This is a genomic window from Amaricoccus macauensis (assembly GCF_049800915.1).
Classification (GTDB): Bacteria; Pseudomonadota; Alphaproteobacteria; order Rhodobacterales; family Rhodobacteraceae; genus Amaricoccus; species Amaricoccus macauensis_A.
Window position 1 is genome coordinate 85,503 of sequence record NZ_JBNAFY010000008.1, and the last position, 16,496, is coordinate 101,998.

The window sequence follows — 16,496 nt, forward strand, 5'->3', positions numbered from 1 at the left end:
CATGCAGTATAAGGCCTGGGGGTGGGGTGAACGGTCCTGGCCGAGCCCAGGAAGGGCAGGGGCTTGACGATACCGTGTCCCGTCACACCGATGAGTGTCGTCCTGATCTGCTTCGGCGCTGAGCCAGCTCTGCGCGAAGGGACCTTGTCTTCCGCCCGGAATGCGTTTTCCGCTGGATCTTCTTCGTTACTCCGGCAGACTTCGCACTGGCCGAGCGGGTTTCCCGGAGTTTGTTCCCGGCGATAACCTGATCTGCCGTCCCGTTATATGCATCTGTGGTTTCCGGGTCGGAATGGTGCAGGATCACGCTCGCCAACCCCACCTCCTCCGGGGCCTCGCTCAGGATGAAACTTGCGACCGAGTTGCGGATCACATGCGCCGTCGTGCGCTTGCCGAGCATCGTTTGGCAAAGATCTCCGATGGTGCGCGACAGGTGGGCCGCGCTCAGGGGGGCGCCATCGTCAGCGAGGAAGAGTCGCGTCTCGTCACGGGGCGCGACCACGGCCCGGTGAAGGGTCACGAAGTGCTTGATCGCCGCCACGGCCTCGTCCGAGAGTTGACGGGTGTCCATTGCGCGCTCCTTGGTTTCATGCGCCTGCAAGGTCACGGTTCGCCCATCTTCCGAGAGGTGCCGATCAGTTGCGATGCCCGCGGCGCTCTCGATGCGCACTGGCGCCTCTGACAAAAGAAACATGGCGAGGGCTGTGCGCGCTTGCGTATGGGCCGCGACACGCTGCCGATGGTTGATCGCCTGAGTCTGTTGCTTGCTTGCTGCAGCCAGTTCCTTGAGGGCCGCGTTGCGTAACTCCGTGATCTCGATGACGCGGCCATCGTTGCGGGAGGGGTGGTGCTTGGCGATCTTTTTCATCCGGTCCCGTGTTTTCCGCAGCCATTCCCAGTTCCGGTTTGGCCGGATCGCGGATGCCATCCCGCTCAACTGGCAGAGATAGACGTGCGTGCCCCCAATTCGCAGTTCGCCGGAGGCGCATCGGAGCTGGCGATGCTGAAGGTTGGCGCGAACGGTCCGGGGTGTGACATCGGGGCTCAGCCCGTTGTCTCGGCAGAACGCAAAATGCGTCGAGAGATACTCGAGCCGTCCCTTGATGGTCTTATGCGACCAGACCTGAATCAGGATGCCGTCGTTGAGTTCGTCGGGATCGATATGGAGCAGTGGTTCGGCAGCCTTGCGCCAGTCTTCCGGCCAACGGGCGAGGTTGCGGTCGATCAGGGAAGTGAGTTTCTCACGTTTGCTGCGCACCTTGGGCGCCTTTCGCGCGAACAGGATTGCTCGGGCTTCCGGGTAGACCAACACAACTGCCTGGCGCACCGAATTTCGCGCATCCTTGCTAAGACCTGATGTGCGGGCATGCCACAGATCCACCGTAACGTTGTCTGGTGGCACGCCTTCATCCCGCGCGGCCTTGAGCCAGCGGCCAAGGCAGCGGGACAGGCGGCGGTTCTGGTGGATGCTCAGACGATCCGCGTGGGCCTCGAAGCGGTCGCGGATCTCCACCGGCCATTCGGCCGGTGGCAGGCTGATGCGATGCTTACCCATGCCGTCCGGCCTCCTTTTCCCAAGGGATGAGCTTGTAGCTGTGCTTCGCGTAGACCTTGCGCATGCCTTGATGGAGCAGATGCAGGTAGCGGTTCTGGGCCACGATCCCGCAGACTTCGGCATAGTAGGACTGGGTCGTCTTGATCGTCTTGTGAGTGAGCAGGGCCTGAACGAGGGCCATCGCAGAGGGATCCTGATCGAGGATCACCTTGCCGCAAATGTGGCGCATAACGTGGAGACACATCTTCAGGCCGCAGTATTTCTGGACATGCTTTCTGAACGTGTTGTTGAGTTTGCCCTTTGTGATGAAACCGGACCCGGGCGCGTAGCCACCGTCTCCCGGGTCCTTGCCACCCGCTCCCGGAAACAGGTGCGGATTGTCGTCACTCGCCTTGGCATGTTTCTGAGCGACGGGCAGGAACTTCTTGATATAGAACTTGATCATCCGCACGGTTTCGGGGTCGATCCGGACCTTGATCTGCTTGAGTGTCTTTGTCTCGATTGCTGGAATGATGAGCCAGCCTGGACCATCATTGGTGGGCAGGTGCAGATGCGGGTCGTCCCCGCGATACCGCAACCGGGCGTAGTTGCTCCGCCGGAGCGGAGCCACGCACTGGCCAATCCTGGCTACCAGCGCGGAGCGCGCGAGGGCGACATGGGTCATGCGGATCGTGGCACCTGTCCTGATTGGTCGTGTGGCTTCGTTCCACAATGTGTCCGGCGCCTCGAACCATCTGCGTAGGGCAGAGTTCTCGTTGAATTGCCGGAGCATGGTGGCGTGGCGCTTGCCGATCTGGCGATCGGCGTAGACGGCCTTGCGCCCGCCGTCCGTATTGCGTGTCCAGCCGACGATGTGCGGGTCGATGTTCTTCTTGATCCGCTCGACCGGCTCAAGAATTTCCGGATCGATCCCGGTTGCGCGGCCGACGGCACAGAGCGCCTCGACGAGGCTGTGTTCATAGCGAGCCTTTTCGCGGGGATCGAAAGCCAGGCCCCGTGCCTCGTGACTATCGCGGCGCGTGGTTTTGACGCCCCGAACCAAGGCCATCACGACGTCGGGACAGTAGAGGTCGATGAGCGCCATGGGTTTCGGCGCGACCTTGGGATCGGCTACGGCCGCCGCCCAGGCACGCTTGACCGCGTCGCGCCAGTTGCGACGGGTCCCGAGCTCGAGAACAGGCGCACTGACGTCCCTGGCGGCATCCTCGCCGACCCCGACGAGGATGTCGGTCATGCCGAGCTCGGCATCATCCTCATCGGCATCGCCAACCAGGTCGCCCCAGTCGCCCGGGTCACGAACCGAGACCGCGCGCGTCAGCACCTCGTCGACAGGCGTGCGGATGGCCTCCGGCACAGAATTCCAGGCAATGTCGGGCTGACGATGGGATTTCGTGGCCGGCAGGTCGAGCAGGACGATGCCCGTTTCCTGTTCGGCAAGGCTGTTCCAACACCGGAACGCCGCGCGTAGCTTCTCCACGTAATTTTTGGAATGGGTTGCTTGTTCCCGATCGGCGAATTCCGCGACGAGGCCGCCTGGGAGACTGGAAGGATCGAAGCCGGCGCGATTGGCGGTAACTGCAAGACGCCGCAGAATGGCGAGGCTGCTGAGCGCATGCTCAGGCAGCGCCGCTTCGAGCCGGTCGAGCCAAGAAAGCCAGACCGGTGGCAGGCTCGCGAGGTCGGCCTCGCGCCCGGAGACCGTTGTCGGATCAACCAGTTTGACTGCGCGGCGGATCAGAACCCGTTTGTTTCGAAGGCTCTTTGGCGTCTGCACCGCAAACGACTCTGGTGTCGCGACCCGAAGCAGCGGTTCGATCACATGAACTGTCGCAGTCAGCTGTTCCGCCGTCGTTTCCTGCGAGGCCGCGAGTTGGTTGATGGCATCTTCGCAGCGTTTTGCCACGTCCTCGGAAGCGTGCAGCCGGATCGCCTGCTTGGCATCTTCCAGGTTTGGCAGATTGGTGCGGAGCCGCATCGCAAGAGTGCGCCTGGGGATATTCTCCCAAGCGCGGAAAGCGCGCCGGAGGTCCGAGCGGACTTGTGTCCAACGCCTGTCGATCGAAGCTCTGAGAGTCGGGTTATCCGTTGCGAGAGCGTCCACAAGGTCTGCAATCGGGCCGTCTGGGCCACCTGTCAGGGCATCGCGGATCTTGCGGATGGAATCGATGGTTGCGCTACGTGTGTTCGCCCGCATGGGCGTCAACCTGACGCAAGCTATCAGATCAGCGGTATCCCCAGAGATTTCAGCCGAAATTCCGCTTGGGGTGAAATCGTGTTCATGTTTCATCTATGATCTCTTTCTTTCTCTATGTTCCGGGTCCCGAACCCGGTGACGTCATCTGAAAAGGCACTGGGATCGGGACCCGGAATCTTCTGTCGGGGGCGGCCCTCCGGCGACCTTGGTGGACATCGCCCGACTTGGGGCGACATCTGCGGACATTCGGGGACATTTGAGGGTCTTCATGCCGACGCCGTGGAGCCCTCCTCACGTCCCCCGAGGGTCTAATTCGTTGAATCCTGGGAAGCTCTATGGGTCGACTGATCCGATCCTTCCGGGGCGGCGAGGCCGGCCAGCGCCTGGTTCTCGGCCTCGCGGCAGTAGTCGCGCCAGAGCTTCATCATCTCATGTTCAATGCCGTGGTATCGCCAGAGCGCGAGCGCGGTGACACGCCAGCGGCCATTGGGTCGCAGCGCCTGAATCCGCCCGGCGTCGAGATGGCGTGAGCACTGGCGCTCGGAAATGCCGATAATGTCGGCAGCCTCTGCCGTGGAGTAAGTTTCGTCTGGTGGTGTGATCATGATGGGTCCTGCTCGATTGATTGGTCTCGAGAGGACCTACGCCCCGATTGGGGCGTTCCAAAACTCAGGCGGCAGGATGAAACTGGACAGGCGCTGACAGGGCGGGACTCGCGCCGATAGTTACCGGCTACTCTGAGAGAGAAAGCCGTTCCTACCCCAAAATTCAGCCAAGAATGGTGACACGGTATTTGGTCGTGTCGCTGCGCGGGATTTGTCTGCAAGGGATGTATGGAAGCCCGCCGCTGGCAACCTGAGAACCGGAAGGGATCCGGAGGCTGAAGGATGCTCTCCTCGGTGCATAAAAGCGTGAGGAGACACCGCGTGTCTGGACGAGCCAAGGCTGTTCCAGTGATCCGAGTTGGAGCCCGTGATCACCACGATGTCGCCTGGTTGGCAGCATTGCCCTGGCTCGACTGTGCTTTGCTCACGCTCAGGATATGGAGCGCGAGCGCCGAGGAACCCGTTAGTGCCTCAGGCCACTGCCGCCGACGGCGATGACATTGTAGGGCAGGCCTTCAAGAGCGATCGTGTCTGTTTCTGTGAGGCCTTCGAGATCGATGATCCGAAGGTTCGCCTGCATCGGATCGGTGAGGATCAGCTGATCATCGGCAACCGCCATCCGGGGCCGTGGGTCGCGCCAGTGGCCGTCCATGGAGTAGGGTTCGGTGATCTGCGCGCTCTGCTCGATTTCGGCGGAAAGCACGTTCAGCCGATGCAGTGAACCGTCCTCGGTGAAGATATAGGCAAATTGCGGCTTGGCGGGATCGAGGATGAAATCGACACGTCGAAACGGCAGTTCGACCCGCGTGAAGTAAGGCTCGGTTGTTGGATCGATGACGACGACAGAGTCCTTGCCATAGTTGCCGAGAAAGACCTGCATGGAGGTCGAGCCCAGCAGGGTCCCGGTGCCGTCCTCGGGAAAATCGTCAGGATAAGGGAGCATGGTGAAAGCGTCGTAGCCGCCCGTCGTGTCATGCGCGATCACGCCCTCTGCGCATCCGGCCAGCAGGAAGTTGCCTGAAAAAGCCTCTCCATGGAGGTCGGTGCACTCATGGATTTCCCCAAGTGACGCTCCGTCTGCCGAAAACGCGCCAATACCGACCCGAGGAGGCAGTTCGTCATCGGCAACCGGCTCTTCCGAGGCGACGGAACTGACGAAATAGTCACCCACCGTCGCGACAAAGCCGTGATGCGCGGTGTTCATCGGGAACTGCGCCTCGGAGATTTCGCCATCGAGGATCGCGCTGGCGCCCAGAACGGAAGCGTATCCGCCCCGATCGAAGTTGATCGAAACATTGCCATCGTGATTGACGACATGAAACGGGCGAGGGCCATTGATCGATCCAATGGCCTCGGGCTCGGACACGTGAATGTCTGAATGGTCGCCGTGGCTTTCGAGCGAGATGCCGCTCTTCAGAAAGTCGACCTGTTCGTTGTCGGACTGCACCGCGACCACGAGGGCTTCATCGGCCGTCGAGTAGAGCTTTGCCGGGCCCGCGACCTCAAAGTTCCAGCGCGTATCGGGCGCGTCGAGTTCGATTGCTGTGACGACGGGATCGGTATGATCCGCCACGAACAGCCGCCAGGCCGTGGCGTCCTCATCGGCCCAGGCGGGAAGTGTGAGCGCGAGAGCCGATACCAGCAGAGTTGTGGAAGCAAGTCTTGATTGTGTCATTCCCAATACCTTTTCTTGTCATTCATGCGTGTGGCCGATTGCCGCGAGACGGCAACCGGTGGTGTTCGTGCAGAGGGGGGAACGCTTTCCCTATTCCGGTACGACTTCCCCTGGCAGGGAGTTCACCGTCATGGTCTCGCCCGGGCGGAAATGGACCACGGACCGGATGGACTCGCCCGCCTTCAGAAGGTCGAAGGCCGTGTTGATCTGATTGTGGGTCATGTGGTGCGTGATGTAGGGATCAACGCTGAAATCGCCGCGCAGCCACTCGTCCACCATTCCGGGCAACTCGCTGCGCCCCTTCACACCACCGAAGGCAGTTCCGCGCCAGACCCGGCCAGTGACGAGCTGGAACGGCCGTGTGGAAATTTCCTGACCCGCTCCGGCGACGCCGATCACCGTGCATTCACCCCAGCCCTTGTGGCAGGCTTCGAGAGCTGCCCGCATGAGGTTGACGTTTCCGACCGCTTCGAACGTATAGTCGAGTCCGCCATCGGTCATTTCGACCAGAACATTCTGGATAGGCGCATCATAATCCTTCGGGTTGATGCATTCGGTGGCGCCAAGTGCCTTTGCCAAAGGAAACTTCGCGGTGTTGATGTCGACGCCGATGATCCGGGACGCGCCGCTCATCACTGCACCCTGGATCACGGCCATGCCGACGGCGCCGAGACCGAACACGGCGACCGTGGCACCCGCCTCGACCTTGGCCGTGTTTCTGACTGCCCCCATTCCGGTCGGAACCGCGCAGCCCATCACCGATGCCTTTGAGAGAGGGGCATCCTTGGAGATCTTCGCCACCGAAATCTCCGGCAGGACGGTGTATTCGCTGAAGGTGCTGGTGCCCATGTAGTGCAGGATCTGCTTGCCCCTGTAGGAGAAGCGGGAGGTTCCATCGGGCATCAGCCCGGCCCCTTGGGTCGCGCGGATCGTCTGGCAGAGGTTGGTTTTACCCGACTTGATGTAGGGGCAATTGGGATCTTCGGGGACGTAGAGTGGGATCACGTGATCGCCCGGAACGACCGATGTGACGCCCTTGCCTACTTCTTCGACGATACCGCAGCCTTCATGGCCGAGAATGCAGGGGAAGAGTCCCTCGGGGTCCTCGCCCGACAGTGTGAACACGTCGGTGTGGCAAAGGCTGGTGGTCACGATCCGGACAAGGACTTCGCCATCCTTGGGGCCTTCAAGATCAATTTCCTCGATCTCCAGCGGCCGGTTGGGTTCCCAGGCGATGGCTGCGCGTGTTTTCATTTCTTTCCGTCCCCTTGTCCGCAAGCGTCAGTGTGCAAGTTGTTTTTCCGGCTCGCTCTTCGGGTCGGTGACCGGGTCGAGCACAAGCATGAGCCGCGTCTCTCCGGTGCCTTCGATTGGAGGAGAGCGGTGGAGCAGGCCGTGTTCCGTTGGGTCCGGCCAGCGTGTGCCGCGCAGCAGGATCGGCGCGCCGGTGGGTGTGGTGAAGACGCGCCGAGGCTCGACTTCGCCGGTCGAGATGCCGTATTGGGTGCCGGTCCCGCGATAGGTGCAGACCAGACGCGCGGTGACCGCATCTATGTGGAACTTCCGGCAGGCGTTCGTCACGACCACGTCGAGCCGCAGGCGCAGATACGGTGCGCCCATGACCCTGCCAAAGATGTCCGCAAGTGCCGCGATGTCATCGACGAGTCGCTCCCGGTTGGGGCAGTCAGGCGTCCCGGACGTCTCGCAGATCTGCAGGGCCGCCTCCCGCACGTCTTCGGGCCGTAGAATCACGCGTGCTCGTGGAAGCCTGTCCGGAGCCAGTCCATCCATCCAAGTCTGGAACTCTGGCAGCGCCTGTCGCCGCCAGATCGCGGCGGCACAGCCGGGACGATGGATCGCCATGAGGTCTTCGGGAAGATCGGCAATGCTCAAGCAGGACGCCATATCGTTCATGGCAGGGGACGCGACGTTCATGCCGCCGCCTCTGCCCGACGCCAGGCCGGGAACGGGTCCGGCAGGTCGGGGAGCGCATCGGGGCCGGGCGCGAGGTGCTCGGGCAACAGGCAGGCATCAAGCCGTGCCTTCAACCAGGCCCAATCGATGCCTGCCCCGATGAAGACGATCTCCTGCCGTCGGTCTCCCCACGGTTCCTGCCAATGCGCGGCCAGGTAGTCCCGCGCGCTCTGTTGGGCCGGCCAGCGGTTCATCGGCACGGCTGCCCACCAGGTACCAAGCGGTTTCACCGAGGAAAGCGCGCCCGCGAGTGAGAACTCCGCCACCCAATCAGGCCGGGTCGCAATCCAGAAATGCCCCTTGGCGCGGATCACGCCCGGCATCTCGCCATTCAGCACGGCAATGATCTTTTCAGGTTCGAATGGGCGCCGCGCACGATAGACGAAGCTTGAAACCCCATATTCCTCGGTTTCGGGCACGTGGTCTGCAAACCCATAGAGTTCCTTGGCCCACATCGGATGCTCATGGGCCTTGTCGAAATCGAAAAGGCCGGTATCGAGAATATCCCCGGCAGCTACATCGGAATGGTTTGCCTCGATGATCCGCGCGTCAGCATTGAGACTGCGGATGATCTTTCGCGCTGCGTCGGTGCGTTCGGAGCCGGCATCCGCGACCTTGTTGAGGATCACCACGTCCGCGAATTCGATCTGGTCAGTCAGCAGGTGAACAAGCGTGCGCTCGTCCTCCTCGCCCAGTGTTTCGCCGCGATCGCTCAGAAAATCGTGGCTTGAATAGTCATTGAGCAGGTTCACCGCATCGACCACCGTCACCATGGTGTCGAGGCGGGCCACATCCGACAGGCTTTCGCCCTCGGTGTCTCGGAATTCGAAGGTGGCAGCAACGGGCAGCGGCTCCGAGATTCCGGTGGATTCAATGAGGAGGTAGTCGAAACGCCCCTCGGCTGCGAGACGGCGCACTTCCGCGAGCAAGTCGTCACGTAATGTGCAGCAGATGCAGCCGTTCGACATCTCCACCAGCGTCTCGTCGGTGCGGGATAGCTCGGTGTCGGCGCGCACGAGGTCCGCGTCGATGTTCACTTCCGACATGTCGTTGACAATAACCGCGACGCGGCGCCCCTCACGATTGTTCAGCACGCGATTGAGCAGCGTCGTCTTGCCTGCGCCCAGAAAGCCGGAGAGCACGGTTACGGGAAGTCGGGTGTCTGTCATATTCGGGATACCTCGTTCAGAATGGGGTCGACGCCGCCCGGGAGCTGGCGCGCACGCAGCAGGTCGAGGCTGCGTTGTAGCTCTGGGCGGGAAATGTCGCGTGCGATGACCACGATCCGCGAGCGGGTGTCGTCATGAGGCCAGTCCTCGAGCGGCACGGGTGGCTCGAAGATCTGCTGTACGCCGTGGAAGACGAAGGGCGTCTCGATGTCTTCGAGAAACACGATACCCTTTACGCGCAGGATGTCGGATCCGCGCAGTGCAATCAGCGTATCGAGCCAGAAATCGAAGACCTCCTCGGGAACAGGGTCATCGAGAATGATGGAGGCGCTTCCGATACGTGTGTCATGGAGCGGCACTTGCGAGGAAACCGGCGCGGGCTTTACGAGCCCCGAAAGGTTTGCCAGCGGATCGGGGGGTGCGGCCGGTCCGGTGGTCCAGGCAACGGCATCGGCGTGTGCCACACCGCGGCGAAGCCCGCTTAGCGACCATATATGGTCGACAACCCCCTTTCCGCGAATGGCATGTATTATGCGCGCGTTCGGATTGATTGTCCGGAGCCGGGCCTCGAAAGCACGTATCTTCAGGGGCGGGACAAAATCCGTCTTGCTCACGACGATCAGGTCAGCCATCGCTGCCTGAGAGACGGCCTCGAACTGCGCAGTCAGCGTTGCGGGGCCATTGGCTGCATCCGCGACCGTCACCACACCATCCATCCGGGTCGAACGCGCCAGAAACGGATCGACCACCAGCGTCTGCAGGATCGGCCCGGGATCGGCGAGCCCGGTAGTCTCGATCACCACCCGTTCGAATGAGACCTCGCCCGCTTCCCGACGCTGGAGCAGGCTCAAGATGGTGCGAGAAAGATCGCCGCGCACCGAGCAGCATAGGCAGCCTGAGCGCATCAGAACGATCTCTTCGCCGGCTGTCTCGATCAGATCGTGGTCGAGCCCGGCCTCGCCGAACTCGTTGACGATGACGGCGATCCGGCCTGCCGAGGCATCTGCCAGGACCGCATTCAGCAGCGTGGTCTTTCCGGCGCCGAGAAAGCCCGTCAGCAGCGTCACGGGAACACGGGGGTCTTTCATGCTGCAAGCTCCAGAGGCATTACGAAGCCGGGAAACAGCAGCGAGGCATGGCAGCCGCTGCCTGCCATGGCCCCGTCGGCGAGTGCAAAGTTGATGTTGGGCATCGGTCGGGCGACATCACCGGCCGCAAAGACCCCGGGCACGCTCGTCTGCGCCATCGGCCCGACACGCACGAACGGACCCATAGGTCCCTCTGCGACGGCACATCCGAGCTGATCCGCGGGGCTGCCAGCGAGCGAGACCTTCGGCCCGAGGAAAAGTGCGTCGAAATGCTCGTCCATCCCGCCTTCAAGGCTCAAGGATATGCCGCTGTCATCTGCTCTCGCCGCTATTAGCGCGCGCGTGTCCACGACAATGTCCGCTGCCCGAAGCGCTTCGAGGTCGAGGCCCTCCATACGATTGACGATGATGGTGACACGTTCGCTCCAGTCCGCACGCAGCATCAGCGCCTGGTGAGCGCTCATCGGATGCGTTGCAAGCACGGCCAGTCGCTCGCCCTTCACTTCGTAGCCGTGGCAGTAGGGGCAATGGAGCGCGCGTATACCCCACGCCTCCGCGAGGCCGGGAATCTCAGGCAAGACGTCGCGCACGCCATGGGCCAGGATGATGCGCCTTGCGGTGATCATGTCGCCGCCGTCTGTCTCAATGGTGAATGCCTCCGCAGCACCGCACAATGCAACGGCCTTGCCGCTCTTGAGGCCGATGGTCGGATAAGCTTCGAGATCCGCGCGAAACCGGGCGAGGATCTCACTGGGTGCGACGCCATCCCATCCCGCCACCCCATGCGCGGCAGGCGAAGTGCGGTTGCGCGGCGCACCCGCATCGATCACGACGGCCGACCGGCTGGCACGCCCGAGTTGAAGGGCTGCGGTCAGACCGGCAAAACTTCCGCCGATCACGGCAACATCGAACATGGCGATTCCTCTCATCCCCCGAAACCTTCCAGTCGGGGTAATCTCTGTGTGTACCGGCGCAGGATGTGAGGCGGAGACACTGAGAAAACTGGTGATACGGCGCTGAGGGCTTCACTCTTCAGTGCAGAACTCGACCCGGGCGCTATCCTTTGTTTCTCCCCCAACCGAACCGATCCACCCGCCGAATTCTCATGCGGATCGTCATAGCCTGAGCACCACGGATGAGTGTTATATTATAACATTTTGGATAGCAAGTGCATCACCGCTAACGTGGCTGGAATTTGAGCCATGACTTCGGCGTGTTGACTGAATTGCCATCCCGCGATCGCTGAGCTGAAATGATTCCACGGCTCAAGGCGCGTTTCATGCGGATCGCGGCGCTTACCTTGCGTGGTGTGGGCGACCCGAGATGAAATCGTCAGGTCACTATTCGGTAAGCGCCAGCTCCTTCATCTCGCCATGCAGACCGGGTTGATTGGAGGTCTCATATACGGATTCCAAAACTCAGGCGGCAGAAGGAGCCTGGGACAGGCGCTGACAGGGGGCGTCGTAGCCCGACTGACTATGCATTTTGGCGATAGCCCACCGGGACCCAGTTCCTGGTCATGTTTGATTTTGCGCCGACAGATTTTGAACTTGATGACAGCCCTCCGCAGTGGACTGCAGAGCGGTTCGCCGAGGCCTTGCATCCAGTAGACAGCCGGGGCGCTGTCAGCCTGCTCGTCTCAGCAGGCGAGGCCATGTGCATGAGAACCTACAAACCCCGGGACTTGGGAGGCATCGTTGCGCCGGTCTGTGATCACGGGGGTGATGTCTATATCGCGATGAACCGATATTACGGGCTGCGTGGTGGGGGACGTCGGCTTGCAGGTCTCAATGCGCTCTGGCTTGACTTTGATATCTACAACGTACCTGCGCTTGCTGCCCTCCCGCGACATGAAGCGGCAAAACGCATCGGGGAGACAATTTCCCGAGCCAGCCTTCCTCCGCCGTCCTTTATTCTCGACAGTGGTCGCGGCTTTTACTGCATCTGGCTTCTCGCGGGTATTGTGCCGGCGGCAATCGAGCGTTGGTCCGCTGTAGAGCGCGCCCTGACGGACTGGGCGCAGCCCCTTGGGGCAGATCCGAAATGCATCGATGCGGCCCGGGTCCTGCGTTTGCCCGGGTCCTGGCATCAGCGCGCAGATCGCCAGGTTTGCGTGATCGCAGGCATGGGCGATCGTTACGATTTTGATACCCTTGCAGATTGCATTTGGCGTGCAACCGGACGACCTGTACGGGCCGATCTCGAAGGACGAAAGCTGCGGAAGGGTCGCACGAAAGCGGCAATTGCTCCTGGGTCCAAGCCCGCGCGCCTACGCGGGCTTTCCAGGGCTGGTTTCTTTCGCCAAGTAATCCACGACCTTGAGACCCTACGCCTGCACTGGGGCGGGTGGATCCCGCAAGGGCTACGGATCCAGTGGCTTCACCTCTGGACAACCGCCATGACTTGGATCTGCAACATGCCGGATCTCGCTGAGCATGTCGTCTCCAAGGCCGCGGATGTGGCTCCGGGTCTGTCCGAGGCCGAGGTTCGGCGGACGATGGGAACTACGCTCAACCGCGGTAACGCTGCTCGGATGGGACAGCGAGGGCGGGATGGTCAGGATCTGCGCTACAACTATTCTGGGGCCAGGTTGGCTGAGCTTCTGCATGTCGATCGGCAACTCGCCGAGGCGCTTGGATTGAGCCAGGTTATCCCCCGTTCCCTGCGGGAGGACCGTGCAAGGACGCGACGAATAGAGCGTCGACGCGCCAAGGACATCATGTTGCGTCATGACTGGCTTGTCAGGAATTCGCTCAGTCGCGACCGGCCTTGGGAAGCCGAGGGTATCAGCCGCGCCACTTGGTATCGGCGGCAGCGGGCGCGGCGCCTGTCCCGCCATCTCGCTCGTTTAAGAGTGCTTCTTGCTGGTGTATCGCTTCCGTCTGCGATCGGTGAGACAGGTCCGGTTCTGGAATACGGGGGCGTAGCCCAGCCGAGCACGCCAGCGTGTTCGGCTCAAAAGCCAACCCAAAGCCCCAAACCCAAAACCCGCCGCCAACCGCCAGACCGGAGCGACGGGGAGGCAATAGGATCAACTTTTTCCCGCAATTGCGCTCAATTGCCGAGCCGGCGCAATGATGTTTGTTTCCCGTCGGCTCTGACTGGCGGCACGTATGGGAGAGATATTTCTGCGGCAATGATCAAATGCGGCACGGCGACGCAGCACTGTCGTTTTGCTTGTGCATTTTGCGGAACCCGCTGATTTCCATGTCAGGGTCCTCAAGGGTTAGAGATGAAAGCCGGATGCAGGTGGTTCTGTCGGTCCCGATGGCTTGGCGTCCAGGCCAAGGGATGAGGCTCTGACGCCAGAGGCCCGCAAGGATATGTTGACCATTCGATCAGGTTTCTCGCCGCAGTTCCTTCGCAGTGCCGGATCAAGCCAGTATCCTTATTAGCAGCGCATGATGCTGTTACTTTATATGGCAAATCGCGATGAGCGATCCGAATGTAGAGCTGATGGAGCTCGTCTTCCGCAACTCGGGGGAGGCGGCCGTGACGCGCCCCATTCCAGTTTCCGCATCTCGAATGGGTGTCTGTCACGCGATCAATCGAGCGGTTCTGCGTGATCCGCCGCTCCAACCCGCGGAACCAGACCGAATCCACGACACCGCGACCGCACCGGCGAAAGCGTCAGGCTACGGTTCCATTCACACGCATCGAAAAAGGATCTTGGAATGGTGCTGAAGGGGAAGAACACCGACCATGCAATGCAGGCCACTCTGGAGGTCTTCGAAAAGGCGGACAAGTTGCACGAGGTGATGAGTAATCTGCCCCATGAAAATCAAGGCGGCCTCCGGGCAACGGTCGGGAAGTTCCAGGCTGTCGTTGCCTCGGGTAGGGACGGTCTGTTCGAGGGCGGCATGCTTCGAGACCGTACGTCCGAGCGTGTCTTGCCAAACGCGGTGAGCGCATTGCCGATGTACTATCAACTGGCTGATGAGCTCGGGAAGGCAGTGATCAGAACGCGCGACCTGATAGATGCAGCACGCATTGTGGCCGCGCTCGGCGAAGATGGATCTCGTCGAGCTGCCTGAGTTCCCGTCCTGGCCCGGCCCCGAATGGGGCCGGGAAACCGCGCCGGCCAAAGGCAGGTCGGAACTCTCCAGGTTCGAGATGCTGAACGTGAAACCCGGCTATGCCCTCCACTTGCATCACGATGGGCGCCATTCCACCGCTCGGCGCGTATGCGCTACTGAAAGCGAAGGAGTTCTCACTCTTTTGAAGGTGGTCGTCTCAGGATCATCCAGAATTGCTGTGGGCGTGTCATCTTGCCCGACTGCTTATCCGGTTCATGAAGCCAGAAGACCGTTGATTCTATCGGCTACGGTTTAAACGGAAGGGACGAGTGGTGCAGCACGATACGCAGAATTCCACTCTCATCCTTCTTGTAGCCAAAACTCTTGTCGACCTTGGTGATGTTGCCATCCTTGTCGGTCAGGCTGACCCAGCCCATCCACATGGCAATGTCGCCCTCGATGAACTCGGCCGAAGTCACGCTCTCCATTGCACGCCACCCCCTGATTGCGAAGCCCGCATCCAGAGGATATTCGTCGGAATGCCCGACAAAATAGGCCAGCGCACCGTCTTTGGTCGGACGAAAGGTTTGCTCACCGCTTGCCATGGTCGGTTTGAACAACACTGGCCCAAGATTGTAGCCGTAATTCCTGTCCAGATGTGCCGACGCGGCTTGTCGGGCGGCGTCGACGCCACCATCTTCAAAGGCCTTTGAGATGGCGATCTTCTGCTCTCCCCAAATGGCGAGCGCTGCAGAAATGTCTTCTCTCGTGATCAACTGGCTGTCTTCCTCTGTGGTGGTGATTGGCAAGTCGTCGAGTTCGGTCTGCCCCAGCTACGTGGTCCTCTCTTAGAGTTAGTGCAAGATGGGCAGTGACTTGACCCCATTTTTGGTCCGGGCGTCATTCGACACTTCGGGCTGATGATACTTGGGCGGCAAAAGCGCGCGGCGTCAAGTTTCCGAGCGCTGAGCGCGATCAGTTATCGTTGTAGTCGAGCCTCCATTCATTGGTGCGCTCGCAGGCATCAGCCATCGACAAGAACCAACGAGCATTCCTGCCAAACCCGGCTATTGAATGCTTCGATGGAGGCATTGCCGGTTGGTTTTCCTGGCCGTGGACGTCGAGATGCTTCCCGTCGTGCAGGTCGTGTCAGCGCATGTGACGCTGCGGGTAAAGGCGGAGCTTCGAAAGGAAGGGGTGAGCCTCGGGCAAGGCGTAGTTGTGTCATGTCCTTCTGTCCAAACACGAAGTTTTCTACTTTTCCAGGAGTTCTTAGGCAGACAGTTTCCGGCCAAGTTCTGTGGCCGCATGTTCCGAAACAACCCTGGCCGCCCTGAGAAGCGTGCGTCTCGTGTCCACGGCTACCGAGACATTCTGGGGTCGGAGGCTGCGCTCTCGCAGTGGCACGAAGACCAATAAACCTGCCTCCACTTCCGGAAGGATATCCAGTTCGGAAGTGATGAGAACGAGCTCCGTATGGATAAGGCTTTTCTTGAGAAGCTGTAGGGAGTTGGTGGAAAGAACCGGAATGTTGTCATTGAAGAACCACGAATGGGAATGGTCCAGCTTCTGACGGATCGGAAGAACCATGCTTTGGGCGATTGTCGAGTGGGAGTTCAAATCGGAGAGCGCCAGTTCGGTACGTGATGCAAGTGGATGCTCCACAGACATCGCACAACCGAATGGGAGTTCGCCGGTCCAGAGCCGGTGTTGGTATCGTTGCTTGGGAAGGTTGAAGGCAATGACCACATCAACCGTGCCTTCTTCCAGACAGTCGGCCGCTTCGGTTGGTGTTACCACATCGATCGACAGGTTGATGCGCGGGTGATTGAGCCGTGTCCATTCCACCAACTCAGGCAGAAAACCGTTCGCCAGACTGTCCATTGCTGCAAGCCTGACGGTGCCATGTTCCTGGCCTCGCATTGAGGCGAGGTTCTCATCGAGGCGATCTGCGTCCACTTCCCAGCGGCGTGCGAGCACGATCAACGCCTCACCCGCGGCGGTTAGTCGCATGCCGCGCGGTTGCCTTTCGAAGAGTTGTGTCTGGCTCGCTTCCTCCATGGCGTGGATGTGACGATCGATTGCCGACGCCGCAATTCCGAGCGCCCGGGACGCGGCTTGTATGGAGCCGTGATCAGCGACGGCCTTCACGTAGCGTAATGGTCGCGGCACAAGATGGAGGGACATGGTGGGTAGACCTATCATTCTCAAAATGAGAAT

At 60.9% G+C, this 16,496-nt stretch carries 13 protein-coding genes and 1 pseudogene; 2 read left to right on the plus strand and 12 right to left on the minus strand.

Going from position 1 to position 16,496, the window contains the following annotated elements:
• Positions 1-82: 82 nt before the first annotated feature.
• The 9 genes from ACP15W_RS18220 to ACP15W_RS18260 all read right to left on the minus strand — a co-directional run bounded on the left by ACP15W_RS18220 (position 83) and on the right by ACP15W_RS18260 (position 11,174).
• The gene (locus ACP15W_RS18220) at positions 83-1,555 is read right to left on the minus strand and encodes a hypothetical protein (protein ID WP_424934366.1); all 1,473 of its coding nucleotides are present in this window, start codon (positions 1,553-1,555) and stop codon (positions 83-85) included.
• The gene (locus ACP15W_RS18225; protein WP_424934367.1) at positions 1,548-3,842 is read right to left on the minus strand and encodes a hypothetical protein; all 2,295 of its coding nucleotides are present in this window, start codon (positions 3,840-3,842) and stop codon (positions 1,548-1,550) included. Before ACP15W_RS18225 ends, ACP15W_RS18220 begins: the two co-directional genes overlap by 8 nt.
• A gap of 215 nt (positions 3,843-4,057) precedes the next feature.
• Complete coding sequence (locus tag ACP15W_RS18230; RefSeq protein ID WP_424934368.1) at positions 4,058-4,354, minus strand: helix-turn-helix domain-containing protein; 297 nt, start codon at positions 4,352-4,354, stop codon at positions 4,058-4,060.
• A 463-nt stretch (positions 4,355-4,817) separates the two neighbouring features.
• The gene (locus tag ACP15W_RS18235; protein WP_424934369.1) at positions 4,818-6,029 is read right to left on the minus strand and encodes a hypothetical protein; all 1,212 of its coding nucleotides are present in this window, start codon (positions 6,027-6,029) and stop codon (positions 4,818-4,820) included.
• A gap of 90 nt (positions 6,030-6,119) precedes the next feature.
• Positions 6,120-7,283 (minus strand): S-(hydroxymethyl)glutathione dehydrogenase/class III alcohol dehydrogenase, encoded by a 1,164-nt coding sequence (locus ACP15W_RS18240; protein ID WP_424934370.1) that lies wholly within the window; start codon positions 7,281-7,283, stop codon positions 6,120-6,122.
• A gap of 27 nt (positions 7,284-7,310) precedes the next feature.
• Entirely contained in the window at positions 7,311-7,964 is a 654-nt protein-coding gene (locus tag ACP15W_RS18245) for a DUF1826 domain-containing protein (protein WP_424934371.1), read from the minus strand.
• Positions 7,961-9,172, minus strand: a complete 1,212-nt coding sequence (locus ACP15W_RS18250; RefSeq protein ID WP_424934372.1) for a GTP-binding protein — start codon at positions 9,170-9,172, stop codon at positions 7,961-7,963. Before ACP15W_RS18250 ends, ACP15W_RS18245 begins: the two co-directional genes overlap by 4 nt.
• Positions 9,169-10,260 (minus strand): CobW family GTP-binding protein, encoded by a 1,092-nt coding sequence (locus ACP15W_RS18255; protein WP_424934373.1) that lies wholly within the window; start codon positions 10,258-10,260, stop codon positions 9,169-9,171. Before ACP15W_RS18255 ends, ACP15W_RS18250 begins: the two co-directional genes overlap by 4 nt.
• On the minus strand, positions 10,257-11,174 hold the full coding sequence (locus tag ACP15W_RS18260) for an NAD(P)/FAD-dependent oxidoreductase (protein WP_424934374.1): 918 nt from the start codon (positions 11,172-11,174) through the stop codon (positions 10,257-10,259). Before ACP15W_RS18260 ends, ACP15W_RS18255 begins: the two co-directional genes overlap by 4 nt.
• Before the next feature lie 605 nt (positions 11,175-11,779).
• Between ACP15W_RS18260 and ACP15W_RS18265 the strand changes: the two genes are divergently transcribed.
• Positions 11,780-13,462, plus strand: coding sequence for a hypothetical protein (locus ACP15W_RS18265; protein WP_424934375.1), 1,683 nt, complete (start codon positions 11,780-11,782; stop codon positions 13,460-13,462).
• Between the two features lie 472 nt (positions 13,463-13,934).
• Positions 13,935-14,294: a hypothetical protein gene (locus ACP15W_RS18270; RefSeq protein ID WP_424934376.1), complete on the plus strand. Its 360-nt coding sequence runs from the start codon at positions 13,935-13,937 to the stop codon at positions 14,292-14,294.
• Between the two features lie 287 nt (positions 14,295-14,581).
• On the opposite strand, the gene ACP15W_RS18275 is transcribed toward ACP15W_RS18270, so the two are convergent.
• The 3 genes and pseudogenes from ACP15W_RS18275 to ACP15W_RS18285 form a co-directional block, all read right to left on the minus strand.
• Complete coding sequence (locus ACP15W_RS18275; protein ID WP_424934377.1) at positions 14,582-15,052, minus strand: phosphoribosyl-AMP cyclohydrolase; 471 nt, start codon at positions 15,050-15,052, stop codon at positions 14,582-14,584.
• A 124-nt stretch (positions 15,053-15,176) separates the two neighbouring features.
• A pseudogene (locus tag ACP15W_RS18280) lies at positions 15,177-15,390 on the minus strand (integrase core domain-containing protein); the annotation flags it as partial.
• 158 nt (positions 15,391-15,548) lie between these two features.
• Positions 15,549-16,481 (minus strand): LysR family transcriptional regulator, encoded by a 933-nt coding sequence (locus tag ACP15W_RS18285; RefSeq protein WP_424934378.1) that lies wholly within the window; start codon positions 16,479-16,481, stop codon positions 15,549-15,551.
• Between the last annotated feature and the right edge of the window lie 15 nt (positions 16,482-16,496).